General features: G+C 39.4%; 19 protein-coding genes. 8 read left to right on the top strand and 11 right to left on the bottom strand.

All coding sequences use genetic code 11. The annotated features are described in order from the left end of the window. Nucleotides 1-11: 11 nt before the first annotated feature. From SY85_RS04925 to SY85_RS04955, 7 genes are all read right to left on the bottom strand, one after another. Complete coding sequence (locus SY85_RS04925; protein WP_066402076.1) at nt 12-323, bottom strand: iron-sulfur cluster assembly protein; 312 nt, start codon at nt 321-323, stop codon at nt 12-14. Between the two features lie 145 nt (nt 324-468). After that, nucleotides 469-915 carry a SufE family protein gene (locus SY85_RS04930; RefSeq protein WP_066402077.1) on the bottom strand — a complete coding sequence of 149 codons (447 nt, stop codon included), beginning with the start codon at nt 913-915 and terminating at the stop codon, nt 469-471. A gap of 4 nt (nt 916-919) precedes the next feature. Continuing rightward, a complete protein-coding gene (locus SY85_RS04935) occupies nt 920-2,164 on the bottom strand; it encodes a cysteine desulfurase (protein WP_066402078.1) in 1,245 nt (414 codons plus the stop codon). Next, on the bottom strand, nt 2,161-3,471 hold the full coding sequence (sufD, locus tag SY85_RS04940; protein ID WP_066402079.1) for a Fe-S cluster assembly protein SufD: 1,311 nt from the start codon (nt 3,469-3,471) through the stop codon (nt 2,161-2,163). The genes SY85_RS04935 and sufD overlap by 4 nt, the downstream gene beginning before the upstream one ends. Nucleotides 3,472-3,495: 24 nt before the next feature. Beyond that, a complete protein-coding gene (gene sufC, locus SY85_RS04945) occupies nt 3,496-4,260 on the bottom strand; it encodes a Fe-S cluster assembly ATPase SufC (protein WP_066402080.1) in 765 nt (254 codons plus the stop codon). Nucleotides 4,261-4,340: 80 nt separating this feature from the next. Continuing rightward, nucleotides 4,341-5,822, bottom strand: a complete 1,482-nt coding sequence (sufB, locus tag SY85_RS04950; protein ID WP_066402081.1) for a Fe-S cluster assembly protein SufB — start codon at nt 5,820-5,822, stop codon at nt 4,341-4,343. 293 nt (nt 5,823-6,115) lie between these two features. Further along, the gene (locus tag SY85_RS04955; protein WP_066402082.1) at nt 6,116-6,310 is read right to left on the bottom strand and encodes a hypothetical protein; all 195 of its coding nucleotides are present in this window, start codon (nt 6,308-6,310) and stop codon (nt 6,116-6,118) included. Nucleotides 6,311-6,862: 552 nt separating this feature from the next. On the opposite strand from SY85_RS04955, the gene SY85_RS04960 reads away from it, so the two are divergent. Both SY85_RS04960 and SY85_RS04965 read left to right on the top strand, forming a co-directional pair. After that, entirely contained in the window at nt 6,863-7,687 is an 825-nt protein-coding gene (locus SY85_RS04960) for a universal stress protein (RefSeq protein ID WP_066402083.1), read from the top strand. Nucleotides 7,688-7,700: 13 nt separating this feature from the next. Then, nucleotides 7,701-8,063, top strand: coding sequence for a hypothetical protein (locus SY85_RS04965; RefSeq protein ID WP_066402084.1), 363 nt, complete (start codon nt 7,701-7,703; stop codon nt 8,061-8,063). A 36-nt stretch (nt 8,064-8,099) separates the two neighbouring features. Here SY85_RS04965 and SY85_RS04970 read toward each other — a convergent pair whose 3' ends face one another. Next, the gene (locus tag SY85_RS04970; RefSeq protein ID WP_066402085.1) at nt 8,100-9,161 is read right to left on the bottom strand and encodes a response regulator; all 1,062 of its coding nucleotides are present in this window, start codon (nt 9,159-9,161) and stop codon (nt 8,100-8,102) included. A gap of 366 nt (nt 9,162-9,527) precedes the next feature. On the opposite strand from SY85_RS04970, the gene SY85_RS04975 reads away from it, so the two are divergent. The 5 genes from SY85_RS04975 to SY85_RS04995 all read left to right on the top strand — a co-directional run bounded on the left by SY85_RS04975 (nt 9,528) and on the right by SY85_RS04995 (nt 14,848). After that, a complete protein-coding gene (locus SY85_RS04975; protein WP_066402086.1) occupies nt 9,528-10,208 on the top strand; it encodes a hypothetical protein in 681 nt (226 codons plus the stop codon). Between the two features lie 409 nt (nt 10,209-10,617). Next, complete coding sequence (locus tag SY85_RS04980; RefSeq protein WP_066402087.1) at nt 10,618-11,667, top strand: glucokinase; 1,050 nt, start codon at nt 10,618-10,620, stop codon at nt 11,665-11,667. A gap of 160 nt (nt 11,668-11,827) precedes the next feature. Continuing rightward, nucleotides 11,828-12,910 (top strand): efflux RND transporter periplasmic adaptor subunit, encoded by a 1,083-nt coding sequence (locus tag SY85_RS04985; RefSeq protein WP_066402088.1) that lies wholly within the window; start codon nt 11,828-11,830, stop codon nt 12,908-12,910. Beyond that, nucleotides 12,907-14,166 carry an ABC transporter permease gene (locus SY85_RS04990; protein WP_066402089.1) on the top strand — a complete coding sequence of 420 codons (1,260 nt, stop codon included), beginning with the start codon at nt 12,907-12,909 and terminating at the stop codon, nt 14,164-14,166. Before SY85_RS04985 ends, SY85_RS04990 begins: the two co-directional genes overlap by 4 nt. Before the next feature lies 1 nt (nt 14,167). After that, nucleotides 14,168-14,848, top strand: coding sequence for an ABC transporter ATP-binding protein (locus tag SY85_RS04995; protein WP_066402090.1), 681 nt, complete (start codon nt 14,168-14,170; stop codon nt 14,846-14,848). Nucleotides 14,849-14,988: 140 nt separating this feature from the next. Here SY85_RS04995 and SY85_RS05000 read toward each other — a convergent pair whose 3' ends face one another. Then, a complete protein-coding gene (locus SY85_RS05000; protein ID WP_066402091.1) occupies nt 14,989-15,378 on the bottom strand; it encodes a hypothetical protein in 390 nt (129 codons plus the stop codon). Between the two features lie 379 nt (nt 15,379-15,757). Here SY85_RS05000 and SY85_RS05005 point away from each other — a divergent pair, with 379 nt between their 5' ends. Next, on the top strand, nt 15,758-17,743 hold the full coding sequence (locus tag SY85_RS05005) for a KUP/HAK/KT family potassium transporter (RefSeq protein WP_066402092.1): 1,986 nt from the start codon (nt 15,758-15,760) through the stop codon (nt 17,741-17,743). Between the two features lie 454 nt (nt 17,744-18,197). Here the strand turns inward: SY85_RS05005 and SY85_RS05010 are convergent, their stop codons facing one another. Continuing rightward, entirely contained in the window at nt 18,198-18,863 is a 666-nt protein-coding gene (locus tag SY85_RS05010) for a dienelactone hydrolase family protein (RefSeq protein WP_066402093.1), read from the bottom strand. Nucleotides 18,864-18,867: 4 nt separating this feature from the next. Beyond that, the gene (locus SY85_RS05015) at nt 18,868-19,380 is read right to left on the bottom strand and encodes a YciE/YciF ferroxidase family protein (protein ID WP_066402094.1); all 513 of its coding nucleotides are present in this window, start codon (nt 19,378-19,380) and stop codon (nt 18,868-18,870) included. Between the last annotated feature and the right edge of the window lie 57 nt (nt 19,381-19,437).

The following is a 19,437-nucleotide window of genomic DNA, read 5'->3' on the forward strand; positions in this document are numbered from 1 at the left end:
TTTTCACGTCTTTACAGCCAACCTAATTCCAATTGCGCCGCCTCAGACATCATGCTCTTATCCCATGGTGGATCCCAGGTTACTACCACATGTACATCGTTGATCCCTTCTATCTCACGCACTTTCTGATCTACTTCCACAGGTATGGTTTGTGCCGCCGGACAGCTAGGTGCAGTCAGCGTCATAGTGATCTGTACGTTATTTATAGGCAATATGTCAATACGGTAGATAAGGCCTAACTCATAAATGCTCACAGGTATTTCCGGATCAAATATGGTTTGTAAGCATTCTACAACCTTATCCCGCAATGCTGCTGTATCCATTTGTATCTATAATAATTTAATTTCTAAAATTACTCCCTCAAGAATGTTTACCATTGACCACTCTCTTCTGTCAACTGTGTACTGTCCTCTGTAGCCCCCTTTCACGTCACACGTTTGACGTTTCACGATTTCTCACCATCCACCCTTAATTATTGAGAGAAGCATCTTTCACTTTATAGGCCAAAGCATAATTCTTCATTTGTTTCACCATAGCCAACAAGCCATTAGAGCGTGTCTGCGCCAGGTGCCCCATCATACCTATTTCATTAATGAAATCCAGGCGCGTGTTTATAATGGCATCAGGCGTTTGGCCCGACAACACACGGATTAGCATACTGATCAAACCCTTTACAATTATAGCATCACTATCAGCCTTATACATTACTTTGCCTTCCTGGTAATCAGCTACTAACCAAACCGTAGATTGACAGCCCCTTACTTTATTCTCATCTTTCTTATGTACATCTTCCAATGGTGCTAACTTCTTTCCCAGGTCAATGATGTATTCATATTTATCATCCCAACTGTCAAAGAGAGAAAACTCTTCAACAATCTCCTGCTCAATAGCCTCTATGGATTGATTTTCCCTCATGTTCTTATGCTAATAGTTTAATGGCCTTTTGTAAGCCAGCGATCAATACATCTACTTCTTCTTTTGTATTGTACATAGCAAAAGAAGCCCTTGTTGTACCACGAATACACAAACGATCCATTAATGGCTGCGCACAGTGATTACCAGTTCTTACAGCAATACCTCTGTTATCTAATAAAATACCGATATCCTGTGGGTGAACATTATCGATAACAAAAGAGATCACACTGATCTTTTGCTTGGCCTGACCAATGATCCGCAAGCCCGGAATAGCCTCCAGCTGAGCTGTAGCGTAAGCCAACAACTCATTTTCATGCTGGCGAATATTTTCCTTGCCAATACCCTTTGTAAAATCTAAAGCAGATTTAAACGCTATAGCATCGGCAATATTAGGAGTACCTGCTTCATACTTGTAAGGCAGGTCATTATAAATAATATTATCAAAATAAACTTCTTTGATCATCTCTCCGCCACCCTGGTAAACAGGCATTGCTTCCAGAATATCCTTTTTACCATATAAGGCCCCCATACCTGTGGGACCATATAGTTTGTGAGAAGAGAAAACAAAGAAATCACAACCCAATGCCTGTACATCAATGTCCAAATGCACCGTAGACTGTGCACCATCTACCAAGGCCAGCGCACCAACCTGGTGAGCTTTTTCAATGATAGTTTTTACAGGATTGATAGTACCTAATGCATTGGATACATGTACTACAGAAACCAGCTTGGTCTTTGGACTTAAAAGCTTTTCAAAAGCTTCCATATCCAATTCACCTTCATCGCTGATAGGAATAACTTTCAGAACAGCCCCTTTCTCCTGGCATAAAATATACCATGGAACAATATTAGAGTGGTGCTCCATGTTAGAGATGATAATTTCATCTCCAGCCTGGATATTCTGGCGGCCCCAGGTTTGTGCTACTAGGTTGATCCCTTCAGTTGTTCCTTTTGTAAAGATGATCTGCTCACGACTTTCAGCGTTCACAAACTCCTTTATCGCATCGCGGGTAGCTTCAAAAGCAGCAGTAGCTTCCTCAGCCAGCGTATGAATACCGCGGTGGATATTAGCATTATAGCCTGTATAATAATTGACCAGTGCATCAATCACCACTTGCGGTTTTTGGGTAGTAGCCGCATTATCAAAATACACCAATGGTTTCCCCTTTACCTCACGGTTCAATACAGGAAACTGCTGACGAATTGCATACACATCAAAACTGGTTTCTATTATGGCAGGTTCTATCATACTAATTCAACATCTAAACGTTCAGAAATTAATTGATCAACATATTCACGTACTGGATCCAACTTAATATGCTCCAAAACATCAACCGCAAAGGCATGCACTAACAACGACTTGGCCGTAGGCTCTGACACACCTCTTGACTGTAAGTAAAACATACTTTCTTCATCTAACTGTCCTACAGTACAGCCGTGTGAACACTTTACATCATCTGCAAAGATTTCCAACTGTGGCTTCGTGTTAACGGTAGCATTTTCAGAGAGCAGAATGTTTTTGTTAGACTGAAATGCATTGGTCTTCTGTGCATCTTTCTGCACATAGATCTTACCGTTGAAAACAGCCGTAGCGTTATCATCGATAATGCCTTTATACAATTCATTGCTGAGACAGTTCGGCATCACATTGTCCACTACCGTGTGGTTGTCAACGTGAGTATTTCCTTTTAAGAAATACAAACCGTACATATAAGAATCACAATATTCTGCTTCTAAAGACAGGTTCAGGTTGTTGCGTACAATACCACCATTCAATGAAATGGTTACAGCATGTACCACACTTTTCCCAACCTGGCGGAAGTGCGTTGTGCTTACCTGGTTGGTATGAGGCGCATCGTTTTGAATCTTATAATATTCAACAACGGCATCCTGCTCTACTACCATTTCTAATACCTGGTTGGTAAAGCTTTCCGCAGCACCAATGGTAGCATAGTTCTCTACAAAGTCTACTTGCGCTGCTGCACCTATATGCACCAGGCTGCGTGGCTGTGCTAATATATTAGTCTCGCGGGCATCTGTAATATGATAGATATATACAGGATGCTCTACTATCTTACCTCTTTTTACTTGGATAAACACACCTTCCTGAGCAAAGGCCGTATTCAGGGCGTGAATACCATCTTTAATATAGCGGCCGCTGTGTCCTAAGTGCTTCAGCACTAATTCTTGGTTCTCGTTGTGTGCAGCTTCTTCCAACGACTGTATTTCCAGGGAAGAAGAGCGAATAGTAGATAGTGAAGGATTATAAAAACCATTCACAAATACCAGTTCATTGGCTTGCTCAAAACCAGGCAGGCGTACAGTATCCAAATTCTCTGCAGAAATGGAACTGGTTGCAGGCGCAGAGGCCATTGCCAGGTCTTTATTAAATACACCGCTGATGCGTGTGTACTTCCACTCTTCGTGCTTAACAGTAGGGATACCCTGCTTGTTAAAAGCATCAAAGGCGTTTTGTTCCAACTTCGTCAGCACACTGCTGCCGTTTTTGGACTGTATTTGTTGATATCGTTCTTTGATCGTTTCTATAGTGTTCATGCCTTGTGGTTTAGTGGTGAGGACTTAGGCTTGCTGCCCCTCATTCACTTCGTTTTTAATAAAGTCGTATCCTCTTTCTTCCAGCTCAAACGCCAGTTCTTTAGTACCTGATTTTACAATACGTCCATTATATAGAACATGCACATAGTCAGGAACAATGTAATCCAGCAGGCGCTGGTAGTGCGTTACCAACAGTACCGAATTGTCTTTATTACGCAGCTGGTTTACACCATTGGCTACAATACGGATAGCATCGATATCCAAACCAGAATCCGTTTCATCAAGGATAGCCAGTTTAGGTTCTAGCATAGCCATTTGGAAGATCTCATTACGCTTCTTCTCACCACCGGAGAAACCTTCATTCAAGGAACGACTTAATAAAGACTGGTCAATATGAACCATCTTCATTTTTTCTTTCATCAATTTCAGAAACTGTACAGCATCATAGGGTTCTTCACCACGGTATTTTCGTACTTCATTTACAGCGGTCTTAATGAAGTTGGTAGTTGTCAAACCTGGAATTTCTACCGGGTATTGGAAAGCCAGGAAGATACCCTCACCTGCTCTTTCTTCAGGAGATAACTCCAAAAGGTCTTTACCTTGGAATTCAACAGTGCCTTCTGTTACTTCAAAATCTGCACGACCAGCCAGTACAGAAGACAATGTGCTTTTACCAGATCCATTAGGGCCCATGATTGCATGCACCTCACCAGGTTTGATATCCAGGTTAATACCTTTTAAGATTTCTTTACCGTCAATGTTTGCATGTAAGTTCCTTATCGTTAACATTATCGCTTATTAATTATTATTTACTAATTATTGTTTTTGATTCTTTCATTAGCTAATTACCAAATCAGCTAATCAGCTAATTATCCAACACTACCTTCTAAGCTGATAGCAAGGAGCTTCTGAGCTTCTACAGCAAACTCCATTGGCAGCTGCTGCATTACCTCTTTGGCAAAGCCATTGATGATCAGCGCTACGGCTGTTTCTGTATCAATACCTCGTTGATTACAGTAGAAGATCTGGTCTTCACCGATCTTAGAGGTCGTGGCTTCGTGTTCTACTACGGCAGTGTGGTTTTTAACTTCTATATAAGGGAAGGTATGTGCACCACATTTATCACCTAGCAACAGGGAGTCGCACTGAGAGAAGTTACGTGCGTTAGAAGCATTCTTACTTACGTGCACCAATCCGCGATAACTATTGTTACTCACGCCGGCAGAGATACCTTTCGATACGATGCGGCTGCGGGTATTCTTACCCAGATGCATCATCTTAGTACCGGTATCAGCCTGTTGATGGTTATTGGTAACGGCCACAGAATAAAACTCACCGATAGAGTTATCTCCTTTCAGGATAACGCTTGGATACTTCCAGGTAATGGAAGAACCGGTTTCTACCTGTGTCCAGGATATTTTAGAGTGATTTCCTTTACAGATACCACGTTTTGTTACAAAGTTGTAAATACCACCTTTACCGTCTTTATCACCAGGATACCAGTTTTGTACAGTAGAGTATTTAATCTCGGCATTATCCATAGCAATCAGCTCTACCACAGCAGCATGTAATTGATTCTCGTCACGCATAGGCGCAGTACAGCCTTCCAGGTAGCTAACATAGCTTCCTTCGTCAGCCACAATCAGTGTACGCTCAAACTGGCCTGTATTCTCTGCATTGATACGGAAGTAGGTAGACAGTTCCATTGGGCAACGAACACCTTTAGGAATATATACAAAAGAACCATCGCTAAATACGGCAGCGTTTAAAGCGGCAAAGAAGTTGTCTGTAACCGGTACAACAGAGCTTAGATATTTACGAACCAGGTCAGGATGGTTTTCAATAGCCTCGCTCATGGAACAGAAGATAATACCCAGCTCGGCCAGCTGCTCTTTAAAAGTAGTAGCAATAGAAACGCTATCGATTACGGCATCTACCGCCACACCAGTCAAGCGCTTTTGCTCATCTAGGGAGATACCTAGTTTTTCAAAAGTCTTGCGCAGTTCAGGATCTATTTCGTCCAAACTATTAGGTTTTACCTTTTGCTTGGGTGCAGAATAGTATATAATATCTTGATAATCAATAGGTGTATAGTTCAAATTACCCCAATGTGGCTCTGTCATCTTTTGCCATTGTGCAAAAGCTTTTAAGCGCCACTCCAACATCCACGCTGGTTCATTTTTTTTAGCAGAAATGAAGCGAATCGTATCTTCGTTAAGGCCTTTGGGAGCCTCATCAGCTTCAATATTGGTTACAAAGCCATATTTATACTCACTGATGACCACTTTTTCAATCTCACTGCGGCTATCATCAAGGATATTGTTCTCCGGCTGCAATACTTCTGTTTTCATGGCGCAAAATTACGCCCATTTATACAAAAAAGTATAAATAGATTGTTTAAATAACACACAAATCCGCTTTTTGATTGGTAATAACTCAGCAATACAGGCTTACAGCCTACAAAAGCCTTTTAATATTGATTTTTTCTAATACCCGATCAATCAAATATATCCGAGGAAAGCGCCTTAAGCTTGGATTTCTGACGCTCATTACCAGCCCTCCTATCCTACTGTAAAACAAGACGCCCAAGCTGAGCTTGGGCGTACTATTTCATACAATTGATTCTTTACGAACTAAACCGCTCTCATTTTCTATTACCACTTGGTCGGTTTCCAGACTTACGCAAGTCATCGGCGAATGGGTCTTCAACTTGCTCGCGGTTTCTACCTCCAGCATTTTGAGCACCTGTTTGAGTGGTATTTTGCTGATTACCAATAGAATTGCTGGCATCTTGCTTTTGTGGACCAGGTCTTGACCGGTCTTTGTTTTTGTCTTTCATACATTAAAAACTTTTATAGTTAATAATAATTGTTGACGGAAAAAACGGTGCCACATTAGTGAGTTTAGGAACAGAATCGAGTTATGGCTTATAAACAAACTCCCAACTCCCCTCTTTTTAACAGCTAACTACTCAAATAATGTCCCGGTTTTTCAGGGCACTACTACCTTCTTTCATCTAAATGAAACTTCTATTTCAACTACTATTCTTTTATAGGATAACCTGAGGATAAAGAAAGGATAACCTGAGTCTATATAAATACAGGTAATCTACAGCTTATCGTCTCCTTATGTTGTATTTAAATACAATGTATCCTTTGCGACTCCCAAAAATGCTATAGCCAATAACCAGAATTAGTACAGACATGGTATAAAAATTTACTACCCGTTTTCGAGCTTAGTACAAACTCTAGTCATTCCATTATTACCTGAAACAAGAAATTGGTACAAATAATGCTGAACATTAATTGGAAGGAAGGTCTCCTTGTGTAAACAAGATCTGCTGCAAAAAGCAGCGCCCTAGACAAAACTTCTTGCTACCAAACCTTCTATAATGAATAAAATTGTCATTGCCTTTGATGGCACTTTGTTTTCAGATGGAGCTTTTGCGCTGGCCCGCGAACTCAATCAAATGCATCCAATTCTGCTTACTGGCGTATTTGTACCACAGGTAAATTATGCCAACTTATGGAGTTATGGTACTGCCATGGCTGGCCCAGGCTTTATCCCATTAGTCGAAGAAGAAGAAACTGAAGCTATTCAAAAAACGATTCAGCAGTTTGAAGAATTATGCCAGCGCTATGGCATTAAATACACCATTCATAAGGACTTCTATGACTTCGCACTTCCCGAGCTTAAAAAAGAATCCAGGTATGCTGATCTATTAATTATTAGTAGTGAAAGGTTCTATGAAAACATGTTGAAGAACTCGACCAATGAGTATATGGAAGATGCTATCCACCATGCTGAATGCCCTGTTATTGTAATTCCTGAAGCCTTTAACTTCCCTACTCGTAATATTTTGGCCTACGATGGCAATCCTTCTTCCGTTTATGCCATTAAACAATTCGCTTACCTTTTTCCAGACTTGTGCCAGAATGAAACACTATTGGTCTATGTAAGTAAAGACGAGAAGGAGGGCTTACCTTCTGAAGAACACATCACAGAATTGGTTTCGCATCACTTCCCTAATTTAAATATTGAACGGCTGCAGATCGATTCCAGAAAACATTTTGCTACCTGGTTAAACGAAGAATCCAATGCATTCTTAGTCTGTGGCGCCTATGCCAAATCTGGCTTTGCTTCTATGTTTCATAAAAGCTTTGTAAGTGAAGCCATAGGCTCACATCGATTGCCAGTATTTATTGCACATAAATAAAAATTAAGCAAAAATGATCTTGCACATCGATGATTCAATGACCATAGCTGAAATACAAGAGAAATTTGAAAAAAGCTTCCCAGCATTAAAGATTGAGTTTTATAAAAAGCCGCATCACTTTAAAGAATCTTCACCTGCAGAACAACTAATAGACCCCAATACGGTTATTGCCAGCATTCACAAAACTCATGATCCTGGAAACTTAATTATATTCTCAACAGATAGTGCAGGACACATAGAAAATGAATTCAAGAAACTATTTGGATTAAATGTTCAAATTTTTCAAAAAGTCAACGGCGCATGGATACAAACCAATAATACCGATAATAACAGCTTAAAAAATTTAAGTGATTTATCTTCTGGTCTTATTCATTAAACGACTGTACTGCTAACGTAATACCTGACAGCATACTTAATTGCGCATATTTTTAAGCTTGACTTCATTTAGAATAACAATATGTCCATCCTTTATATCAATCAGCTTTTCATTTTTAAAATCTGTTAACGTGCGAATAAACGATTCCGTTGCCGTTCCGGCTATGGCAGCCATATTTTCGCGGCTTAATTGAATGGAATGCAAGCCTTCGGGTTGTGCGTAAGATAGTTTCTCCTTCATAAGCAAAAGGGCATCGGCTACTTTTTTGCGTAAGGAGTTATAGGCTATGTTTAGTAACTGTTGCTCCTTTTCAACCAGGTTATGTGATAGCAACTTAATAAAGGATTTAGCTACCTCTGCATTATGATAAATCAATTCTTCAAATTCAGACTTGGGTATAGAAATCAGTTCTGCATCTTCTACTGCTTGCGCTGTTTCTTTATAAGTGGCACCTTCTAACATAGAGACATACCCAAAAAACTCACCGGAATTATATAACCCGGTTATCAACTCTTTACCATCATCATTCGTTTTGAAGGTTTTTACCTTACCTTTTTTTACATGAAAAAGAAATAAAGGATGATTTCCTTCAAAATAAACTACTTGTTTCTTTTTAAAATTACTGATCCCTCTCCCATCAATAAAATGGTTAAGCGTCTGCTCTCCTGAAACGGACAAGTATAGCTGATTATCGTCTTTAATCCCTTTAGCAAATACCTGCCTGATGGATTCTGACTTCTGAAGCCGCCGCTGTATGGCATTCAATAGCTCTGTAGCTGTAAATGGTTTTGATATGTAATCATCAGCACCAAGATCCATTCCTTTCCGGAAATCACTACGATCCGACTTTGCCGATAAGAAAATAAAAGGTGTGCGACTGAGATCTGAATGTTGATTGAGTACTTGCAGCACACCATATCCATCCACTTCGGGCATCATGATATCACACAATATCAGATCGGGCTTTTCTTTGATAGCCACTTCAATCCCCTGTCTGCCATTTTCTGCCGTTAACACATGATAATTCGAGAGCTCAAGTAGCTCTGCCGTATTTTCCAACAGAGAAATATTATCTTCTATAACAAGAATCTTTTTCATTGAGAAAGATTTTGCTAATTAGCTATCGCAGTTATCTGTAATGATTAAAGTTGTAAGGGTAGATCAAGAACGTACATAAAGCTAATTATTCAAGAGTTTTTCTTAAAATTATTAGCCTCCTTTTTCTAATAACGAAAGACAATAAAAGAAATTTTAGCAATCTCATAATGTCCAGCAGCTATTATACAACTTTCAAAAGAGTTCACAAGTTCCTTTCAACTAACAGGTGAACTTTTAAAAGCGTGAACACAAAAAGAACTCATCAATTCAAGTATTTCAAATAAGCCCTTCAGCAAATCTGACAACTATCAACATTTCCCTTGACTCTGATCCAAGGAACCAGAGTAAAAATGGGGCTAACTTTGTATGTTATTAGGATTTGAGCATTACTACCACTTCTATTTACTGATTGTTGAATATAGCATGAAGAGCCTTATCTATAAAGCTGTCTTTATTTTGCTATTGGCGAATTCTTGCATTTCATTTTCTCAACTCTCTGTCTGGAAAGAGCAAAATAAACCAAGGGTTAGGCTGAATAAGATCCTGGTTGTAAGCATTGTACATGATTCTTTATTTGAAGTAAGAAAGAATATAGAAGATTGTTTTGTAAAAACACTAAGTAATCATGGTCACCATTCTGTTTCTGCGCTAGAGACATTTGGCTATAAAGGCCTTGCAAACATGGAACTAGAACAAACTTATGTTGTACTCTGCAATCAAGGTATTGATGCCGTATTAACTATTGCATTATTAGATGACAATAAAGATTATAAACATCCCAGTAACTATTCAGACAAGTTCACCAGTTCTTATTACTACAAACGCATATTAAACTATCGAGCCTCGCAAGTTGACATAGAAGGTTCTGCTCAAAATAAGGAAGAGCCTGATCAAGTATTGTGGGAAGCTACACTGTTTAACCTTTCAACACTTTCTCCTGTTTACTGGGCGCAAACCAAACCTTTTAAAGTTGCCAATGTTAAGAGCTATGACAATTATTGCAGAATGATACTGAACAATATGTTCAAGCAAAAAATTCTACGTTAAAAGCCTAAACTTTTAATTCTTTTCTGCTTATTTTCAACTACTGATAAAGGAGTTACATCTATATATAAATAGTTGTCATCCTTATCCTTAAGGAACAGCTTATTCCCACTACCCTGTAGAGATCTTACATTAGATCACGACCTCGTAGAAGATTAGCATTTTTTATAACGTGAACGCTAAATGCACCACTCTATTAAACTGACGGAAAGAGGTTATAAGTGATCGTTATCAATTGAACTACTGATTTCATTCATTGAGTATGCAGACAGGGATATCTATTTTTAAACCCAGTTTACTCAGCTATTAACGTACTAAATAGTCTAAGCTGAACAATACAGACCGGCTTCACCGCCATTGTAAATAGACACAAAGCAGTACTGTCAATAACTGAGGCTTTAAACTATTAAGTATGAAACCGGTTTTCATATCCAAAACACGCAAACCATTTGTAAACATAACACTGCTAGCAGGTGATATTGGGGCTATCAAAACTAATTTGGCTTTAATCCGCTTTAATAGAGATAGTTTTTCGGTATTAAATCAACAAGGATTTCATACTAAAGATTTTGCAAGCATTCATGAAATGCTGCAAGCCTTCAGCCAAGGAACTGAAAGGCCCGAAGTAATTAGCCTGGGAGTAGCAGGACCCGTGCAGAACGACAAAGTAGTACTAACCAATGTGCATTGGGAGATTGACGCTGCTCATTTATCTCAACTGTGGGATAACACTCCTGTTTTCCTGCTTAACGATATTGAAGCAATGGCTTTTGGTTTAGGAACGCTAAAACCAGAAGACATTCATACAATTTATATGGGAAATGAAGGTGGACAAGGAAACATGGCCGTCCTATCACCTGAAGCAGGATTGGGAGAAGCCGGACTGTTTTGGGATGGAGAAAGCCATTACCCTTTTGCAACAGAAGGAGGTCATTGCGATTTTGCTCCACGCACACCTTTAGATGTTGAATTTTACACGTATTTACAGAAGAAGTTTAGTCATGTAAGTTGGGAACGTGTTATTAGCGAAGCTGGTATTTACGCCATCTTTCAATTTCTACGTGACAAAAAAGAAAGGGAGGAACCTGCCTGGCTGGCTGAAAAATTACTGGTTCATAACCCGGCTGAAGTAATTGGCGAATATGCTACAGCCTGTTCTATTTGCAATGAAACCATGGAGCATTTTTTCCGCTACCTGGCATACGAAAGTGCCAACATAGCTTTAAAGTTAAAAGCCACGGGTGGCATTTTCTTGGGAGGCAGTTTATTAAGACAGAACAGTCACTTGGTGGACAAACATGTTTTCCACAGAAATTTTTGTAGCAGCGGGCGGCTACACGCCTTTCTGGAAGCAATTCCTATTCATGTATTGGCCAATGACAAATTAGCTTTACTAGGAGCAGCTTACTATGCTACTCACGTTGCAGTACCTGATCCTACCGGGCATTTGGCCACCTTATAGTGTTTGAATAGAAGTAATAACTGTATTAACAAATAATCATCAACCCTATCAATATGTAAAAACAGAAATAGCCATAAAACTGATTTAAGAAGCAATTTTGACTATAGCACTACAAGCACATTAGCTTTAGTTTTACAGTACCCAATTTTAAAGCCAGACCATGTACCTTTTACGATCACCGTTAGTTTTCCTACTCCTACTCATTTCCTGTAAAAGCAAGCAGGAGCAAACACAACCCACTATTGAAAACATTACCGAATCGGTTTACGCCTCTGGTATCGTTAAAAGCAAAAACCAATACCAGGTTTTTTCAACCTCTAATGGTCTTATAAAGGACATAATGGTAACAGAAGGTGATCTTGTACAAAAAGGAACGCCGATCATCCGTATTGAAAACGAAACAGCACAATTGAGTGCTGAGAACGCACGACTGGCTGCCGATTACACATCTGTAAGTGCCAATGCAGATAAGCTACAAGAACTACGGATCAATATTGACCTGACTAAAAGCAAATTGAACAACGACTCGCTGCTCATGGTAAGGCAACACAACCTTTGGGCGCAGGGAATAGGCTCACGCAATGAACTGGACCAACGGGATTTGGTTTATCAGAATTCTAAAACGGCCTATGAGGCTGCAGTTCTTCGTTACAGAGACCTGCAAAGACAAGTAAGCTTTTCAGCACAGCAATCGCAAAAAAATCTTCAAATCAGTAACAAGCTAGCTAGCGATTTTACTATTAAGAGTGAAACCAATGGTAAAGTCTATAATATTTTGAAAGAAAAAGGTGAAATGGTAAATATGCAGACTCCAATTGCTATAATAGGAGACGCTACAAGCTTTCTGTTAGAACTGCAGGTTGATGAATATGATATAGCACAAATACGGCTTGGCCAAAAAGTATTGGTGACTATGGACAGTTATAAAGGCAAAACATTTGAAGCCAGCATTAGTAAGATCAACCCGATCATGAATGAGCGCTCTCGTTCCTTTACAGTAGAAGCCACCTTTATTACAGCACCACCTTCACTTTATCCCAACCTGACAGTAGAATCAAACGTACTGATTCAAACGAAGGCCAATGCACTGACTATTCCTCGCAGTTTTCTTATCAACGACTCTTTCGTAATGTTAGCCAATAAAGAAAAAATAAAAGTGACAACAGGCTTGAAAGATTACAAAAAAGTAGAAATACTAAAGGGACTGGCTGCTTCTGATTTCATTATTAAGCCTGTAAAATGAACACTAAGTTAATTTTAAGCATTGCTAAATCTTTATTGTTAGCCCGGTGGCGACAAACGCTGGTTGCAGCTATAGGTGTTACTTTCAGTATTGCCATGTTTATTACACTATTAAGCTTTATGACTGGCCTAAATGCTATGCTTGATGGTTTAATTGTTAACCGACTCCCGCATGTGCGATTGTATAATGAAGTGAAACCTCGTGTACAACAACCTATCAATACTTCTGTTGAATACAAGCAGTATTACAACTTTGTAAGGTCTGTAAAAGCAACCAACATCCGCCAGGAGCTATATAATAGTGGTGCCATTATACAGGCGGTACAAAAAGATGATCGCATATTAGGCCTAGCACCGCGGCTTACCACACAGGTATTTTTTAATGAAGGAACAATTGATGTTACAGGAATGATCAATGGCATTGATGTAGAAGCGGAAAGCCAGCTATTTCATTTTAGCGACTATATGGTTGGAGGAGATGCACAGGATCTAAAAACGGTATCCAGCAGTATTGTGTTAGGCAAACCACTAGCCGCCAACCTGAATGTAGAAATTGGTGATGTAGTGCAAATAACTACTGCTAATGGCGAACGCTTTCCCTTACGCGTTGTCGGCTATTTTCAATCGGGCATCCAGGATTTTGATAAATTACAGAGCTATACCTCCATTGCCACTGTACAAAAACTGCTTGGCAAACCGGGAAACTATATAACAGATATCAATATCAAATTAAAAGATATAGCGGAGGCGCCAGCTGTAGCTAAGGAATACCGGCAATTATTTAATACAGATGCAGAAGATATACAAACAGCCAATTCGCAGTTTGAAACCGGCAACTTCATTCGTACACTTATTTCCTATACGGTAGGCATTACCTTGTTGATAGTAGCAGGCTTTGGCATTTATAACATCTTAAATATGATGATCTATGAGAAAATGGATTCCATTGCTATTTTAAAAGCTACTGGATTTTCAGGCAAAGACGTAAAGCGGATATTTTTATCTATTGCTATAAGCATTGGTTTTTTTGGTGGCATGGTTGGTTTACTACTTGGCTTTGTACTTTCTGTAATCATTGACCAGATTCCCTTTATTACAGAAGCCTTACCTACAATCACTACTTTTCCAATAAACTACGATCCGACCTTTTATTTTATTGGTTCGTCTTTTTCATTGATCACTACTTATATGGCAGGCTGGTTTCCTGCCCGCAAAGCCAGCAAGGTGGATCCTGTTATTATAATAAGAGGCAAATAGCATGAGCGCAACAATATTGGAAGCAAGACATATCAATAAGTACTTTCACGATCCGGTAACCACACAGGTCTTGAATGACGTTACCTTTTCAGTAAAAAAAGGAGAATTTGTTTCAATAGTAGGCAAATCGGGATGTGGCAAGTCTACCCTACTCTATATTCTTTCTACCATGGATACCGATTACGAAGGAGAATTACTAATAGATAATGAATACATGACTAATAAAAAGGAAAGTCAACTAGCCCGTATCCGCAATGAAAAGATTGGCTTTGTATTTCAATTCCACTACCTATTAAATGAATTTACTGTACTTAAAAATGTAATGCTACCCGGGCTAAAACTGGGCAACCGCTCTGCCAATGAAGTAGAGCACAAAGCAATGGAATGGTTACGGGTACTGGGCATAGAACATGTAGCTCATAAAATGGCGAACCAAGTGTCGGGAGGCGAAAAACAACGCGTGGCTATTGCGCGCTCCTTGATCAATGATCCGCATATCATAATGGGTGATGAACCAACAGGCAACCTGGATAAAAAGAACAGCGAGTTAGTATTCAATATTTTTAAGGAACTGGCTGAAGAATATAAACAAACCTTGCTTATTGTAACCCACGACCCCGCTTTTGCTGAAGGCACGCAGCGTATTATTGAAATGGAAGATGGAAAGATTATAAAGCAATAGCTTTTTAGGAAATCTAAAAAAGCAAATTCCAAAGAGTAAATTCCAAATTCCAGAAAACAATTCTAAAAAGCAAAATTCGTAATACGAAAAACGAAATGCGTGGATTTCCTTTCTATTTGAAATGGAATGTTAGTGGCATCTTAATAGATATCTCTACTGCGTTTTATCAGTAAAAGTGCTTCTTCTCCTATTTGATTTTGCTTTTCCAAGGTTAATTTATTGGTCTCTGATGTTTCTATCCATACGGTACCCATTTTGCGAAATACGAGAACCGGCAAATTAAATTGTTGCTGAAACATTAAAGCCACCTCTCCTACACTCTGTGTTGGTGCTATATCTATCCCGTCCTGCCTTATGGTGCCAATAATATTTACAAGCAATGTATCATCGGAGGTAACGTCGTCTACAAATGCACTCTTGTATTTATTATAATTCTTTTTACCAAATTCCAGTTTTAAAAACGGAAAAGCTACATGGAAAGCCTCTTTTATGTCTCTAACCCTTGAAGTGGCAGAAAGTGCAAGATGCATGCAACTACAGTTTACGTACTACTAAAGTTGAATTACTTAAATATTAAATGCAATGATAAACCTCACCACTTTTGGATGATGACGGTCAGTTGCACTTGAACGCTGAATTCCTCAGCGGTAACAATGAGGCTAATAAAAGTCCGGAAAGAGAATAGGCTTGGCAGGGGGCTTGCACTGGCTAGTTTTTTGCTTTAAAGGATACAAAAGACAATCGAATTATACTTTTAACCAGTTTTCCTTGATTCTATAAAACCAACCGCTCGGCAATAAATTGTGACCAAACATAAATAAACAAACTTGCTACTGATGTTTGAATGTGTTAATTCCATATACCTTTGCTCTTCATTTTTACTCATGACGGCTACTAGCCAAACTTTTTATGGGTTCACATATTAATAGCAGGGTCTCTGCAGCCGGCCTTTTGGTTGCATTGGGCATTATCTATGGCGACATTGGAACTTCTCCTTTATACGTACTAAATGCAGTTTTAAAAGATAGGGTTGTCACTGACCAGCTCATACTAGGGGCTTTGTCTCTCGTAATCTGGACCCTTACCTTACAAACAACCGTTAAGTATGTCATTTTAACCCTACGAGCAGACAACCGCGGTGAGGGTGGGATCTTTTCTCTTTTTGCCTTGGTGCGGCGCCGTCAGAAATGGCTGGTATTCCCTGCTATGATTGGAGGTGCGGCTCTTTTGGCCGATGGCATGATCACACCGCCCATCTCAGTAACTTCAGCCATTGAAGGCTTACGCAACATTGAGTATTTTCACAACATTGGAGATCATACAATTGTTGGAATTGTATTAACCATCATTGCTGTCTTGTTCTTTATGCAGCAATTTGGCACCGCTTCTATAGGTCGGTTGTTCGGGCCGGTAATGTCCGTATGGTTTGTAATGCTGGCCGTTTTAGGTGCTAGCCATCTATTGGATGACCTGGGTGTATTTAAAGCCCTCAACCCTTACTATGGCATTAATTTACTGATCAACTACCCCAAAGGATTCTGGCTACTAGGCGCTGTGTTTTTGTGTACAACAGGTGCTGAAGCCCTATATTCTGACCTTGGCCATTGTGGCAAGGGCAACATCCGTGTATCCTGGATCTTTGTAAAAAGCTGTTTGATCCTGAACTACCTTGGCCAGGGTGCCTGGTTATTATCTCATTACAGAGGACAGACTATAAAGGAAGAGTTGATAACCGCTGGCTTTAACCCTTTTTATGGTATCATGCCAGATTGGTTTGTGATGATAGGTATTGCTATAGCTACCAGTGCGGCTATTATTGCCAGCCAGGCCTTAATTAGTGGTTCTTTTACCCTGATCAGTGAAGCCATGCGGCTGAATCTTTGGCCAAAGATGAAGATCAAATACCCATCAGAAGCCCGGGGACAGCTTTTTGTACCAGGCATCAACGCCATGTTGTTCATTGGTTGCAGTGGTATTGTCTTATACTTCCAAAAAGCCACTAATATGGAAGCTGCTTATGGTTTGGCCATTACCCTGTGCATGTTGGCAACTACACTACTTTTTTCAAACTACCTGGTACTTCATCGGGTAAAACCTATTTTGATCTATTTATTCCTGATAGTCTATGTAACCATTGAAGGTTCATTCCTTGTAGCAAACCTTGAAAAGTTTCCACATGGCGGTTACATTGCCCTTTTTGTAGGTGGCGGCCTGTTTTTAATCATGTTTGCCTGGTTTAAAGCCCGCAAGATCAAAAACAGGTATGTGGAATTTGTACGGATTGAGGATTATATTCCCAAGATACAGGAATTGAGCAACGATCGCACTGTTCCCAAATACGCTACTCACCTTGTATACCTGACCAGCGCCGATAACCCAAAAGAGATTGAGCATAAGATAATTCACTCCATTTTAAACAGGAAACCCAAAAGAGCTGACATTTACTGGTTCATACACGTAGATACAGTTGATGATCCCTATACATTAGAATACGAGGTAGACCACGTAATTCCCAATGATATAATACGTGTTGAATTTCGCTTAGGCTTCCGCGTTCAGCCACGTATTAACCTACTCTTCCAGAAAGTAGTGGAGGATCTAGTCACTAACCGTGAAGTAAATATTACCAGCCGTTATGAAAGCCTGGAACGCAGAAATGTGATTGGGGACTTTACATTTATTGTTATGGAAAAATTCTTAAGCCAGGATAATGAACTCCCCTTCTTTGAGCGCCTGGTTATGAGGCTACACTTCTGGCTAAAAGAAATAAGCCTTTCGGAAGAACGTGGTTTTGGATTAGACACCAGCAATGTAGTCGTAGAAAAATTCCCACTTGTTGTGGCGCCAGTAACCAATATCCGTTTAAAAAGAACGTTCAGAAAAGAAATTGAATAGACTAGTGATGGGGAATCCGAAATGGTAAGTATAAATTCCTAATAACAAGTTTCAAATTCCAAATAGCAGATGGAATTGCCTTTACTCATTTTAATTAGGTTCAAATAACCCGCTTAAGCTAAGTTTTACAATCATTCTCTGATAGAAGGTGCTACTAAAGTCTTTTACTTTACTATAGATTAACTAAGAGTGAAAGCCAATTGTTACCATTTTAACTAAGTGCGAAAAGGCCGAATAGTATTAAACAAATGCCTTAATGGAAATAAAAAGGCCGAAGTGGAAACTTCAGCCCGTTTTTAATCCGTACCCTATGAAAACTGTTTCTAATTAATCAAGAACTATACCTAAAATTGCCCTTCTAGATTTTATTAGCCTGAGAAAGGAAATTCTCATGAAATCTTGATTTGAATAAAGAATAGTAGTGAGGCTTTACCTGGAAGAGAATTCAACAAGCTTATTTTGATAGCATCTTCATTGGATGCAAGTATTGCTCTAACCAACCTGCAGTGGAAAGGCAAACTTTTTCCATGGCCCCTTTTTCTTCAAATAAATGGGAAGCATCAGCAATAACTTCCAGCCGCCTGGGACAATGCATAACTGATAGTGCTTTTTGATTTAACAGCAATACATCATCATCGTTGCTACCGACGATAAATAAGGTAGGTGCTTGTAGCGTTGGCAATACTTCCATTGCCAGTTCTGGGCGGCCGCCACGGCATACAACGGCAGCAATTTCTGACCCCTCCGCTGCTGCCGCATACAAAGCAGCGGCAGCACCAGTACTAGCTCCAAAATAAGCCTGGTGTATGTTTTTTGTTTGGTCATAAGACAGTAGCCATTCACTCACAATAATCAACCGCTCCGCCAATAAACGTATGTTATGTCTATTAGCATGATCATTAATCTCTTCCCGGGTTAACAAATCAAATAAAAATGTACCGAAATGTTGTTGCGCCAAAAAGTCTGAAACCATCTTATTTCTTGGGCTCAATCGATTGCTAGCGCCACCATGAGAAAAAATGACCAACCCCTTTGCATTATCTGGCAATATCAGATTACCTGATACAGTTCGATTATTACCTATTGATATACTTAAATCTGTTTTACTTGGCGGTAGCATACGTTTATTTTATGACTGGAGCTTTAGCCAGTTCATTTATATCTGAATGCGCTTGAATTGAAAGTTGCTCATCGATACGTTTTTCATCTTTTTCTGCCCTAAGGAATATGCTGGCGGTATCTCTTTGCCCTAACTCATTGAAATAAGCTGTAACGGTACCATAAATGGAAATCTTATAATGATTGATCTCCTGCACTGCAGCCAATAAACATGCATCATATATTTCAGCATCAGCACAATGCCTTAACTTCTCGTTTGTATCATCGATCAATGCTCGCATAACCCTATTTTTTCCAATCGCAGTTTCTGACTGCTTAATAAAGTAATTGGTCATTTCTTCAGCATGATGCTCAATATAGGATTGATATTGAAAAAGAATATTACGTAACAGGGAGGATGTTATCCGATGAAGCCATGTAGGCAAAGCTTGAATTAACTCTTTTTCACCTTGCATGATCCGACTTGCTTCTAAAGCCAATAGGTCGTTCAGAGAAACTATACTATGAACTTTATCCATAAAATCACATTTATTGTACAAGATTTACATAGCAGACTACAAACCTAACAGACCTAT

It is taken from the genome of Flavisolibacter tropicus (assembly GCF_001644645.1).
GTDB lineage: Bacteria > Bacteroidota > Bacteroidia > Chitinophagales > Chitinophagaceae > Flavisolibacter > Flavisolibacter tropicus.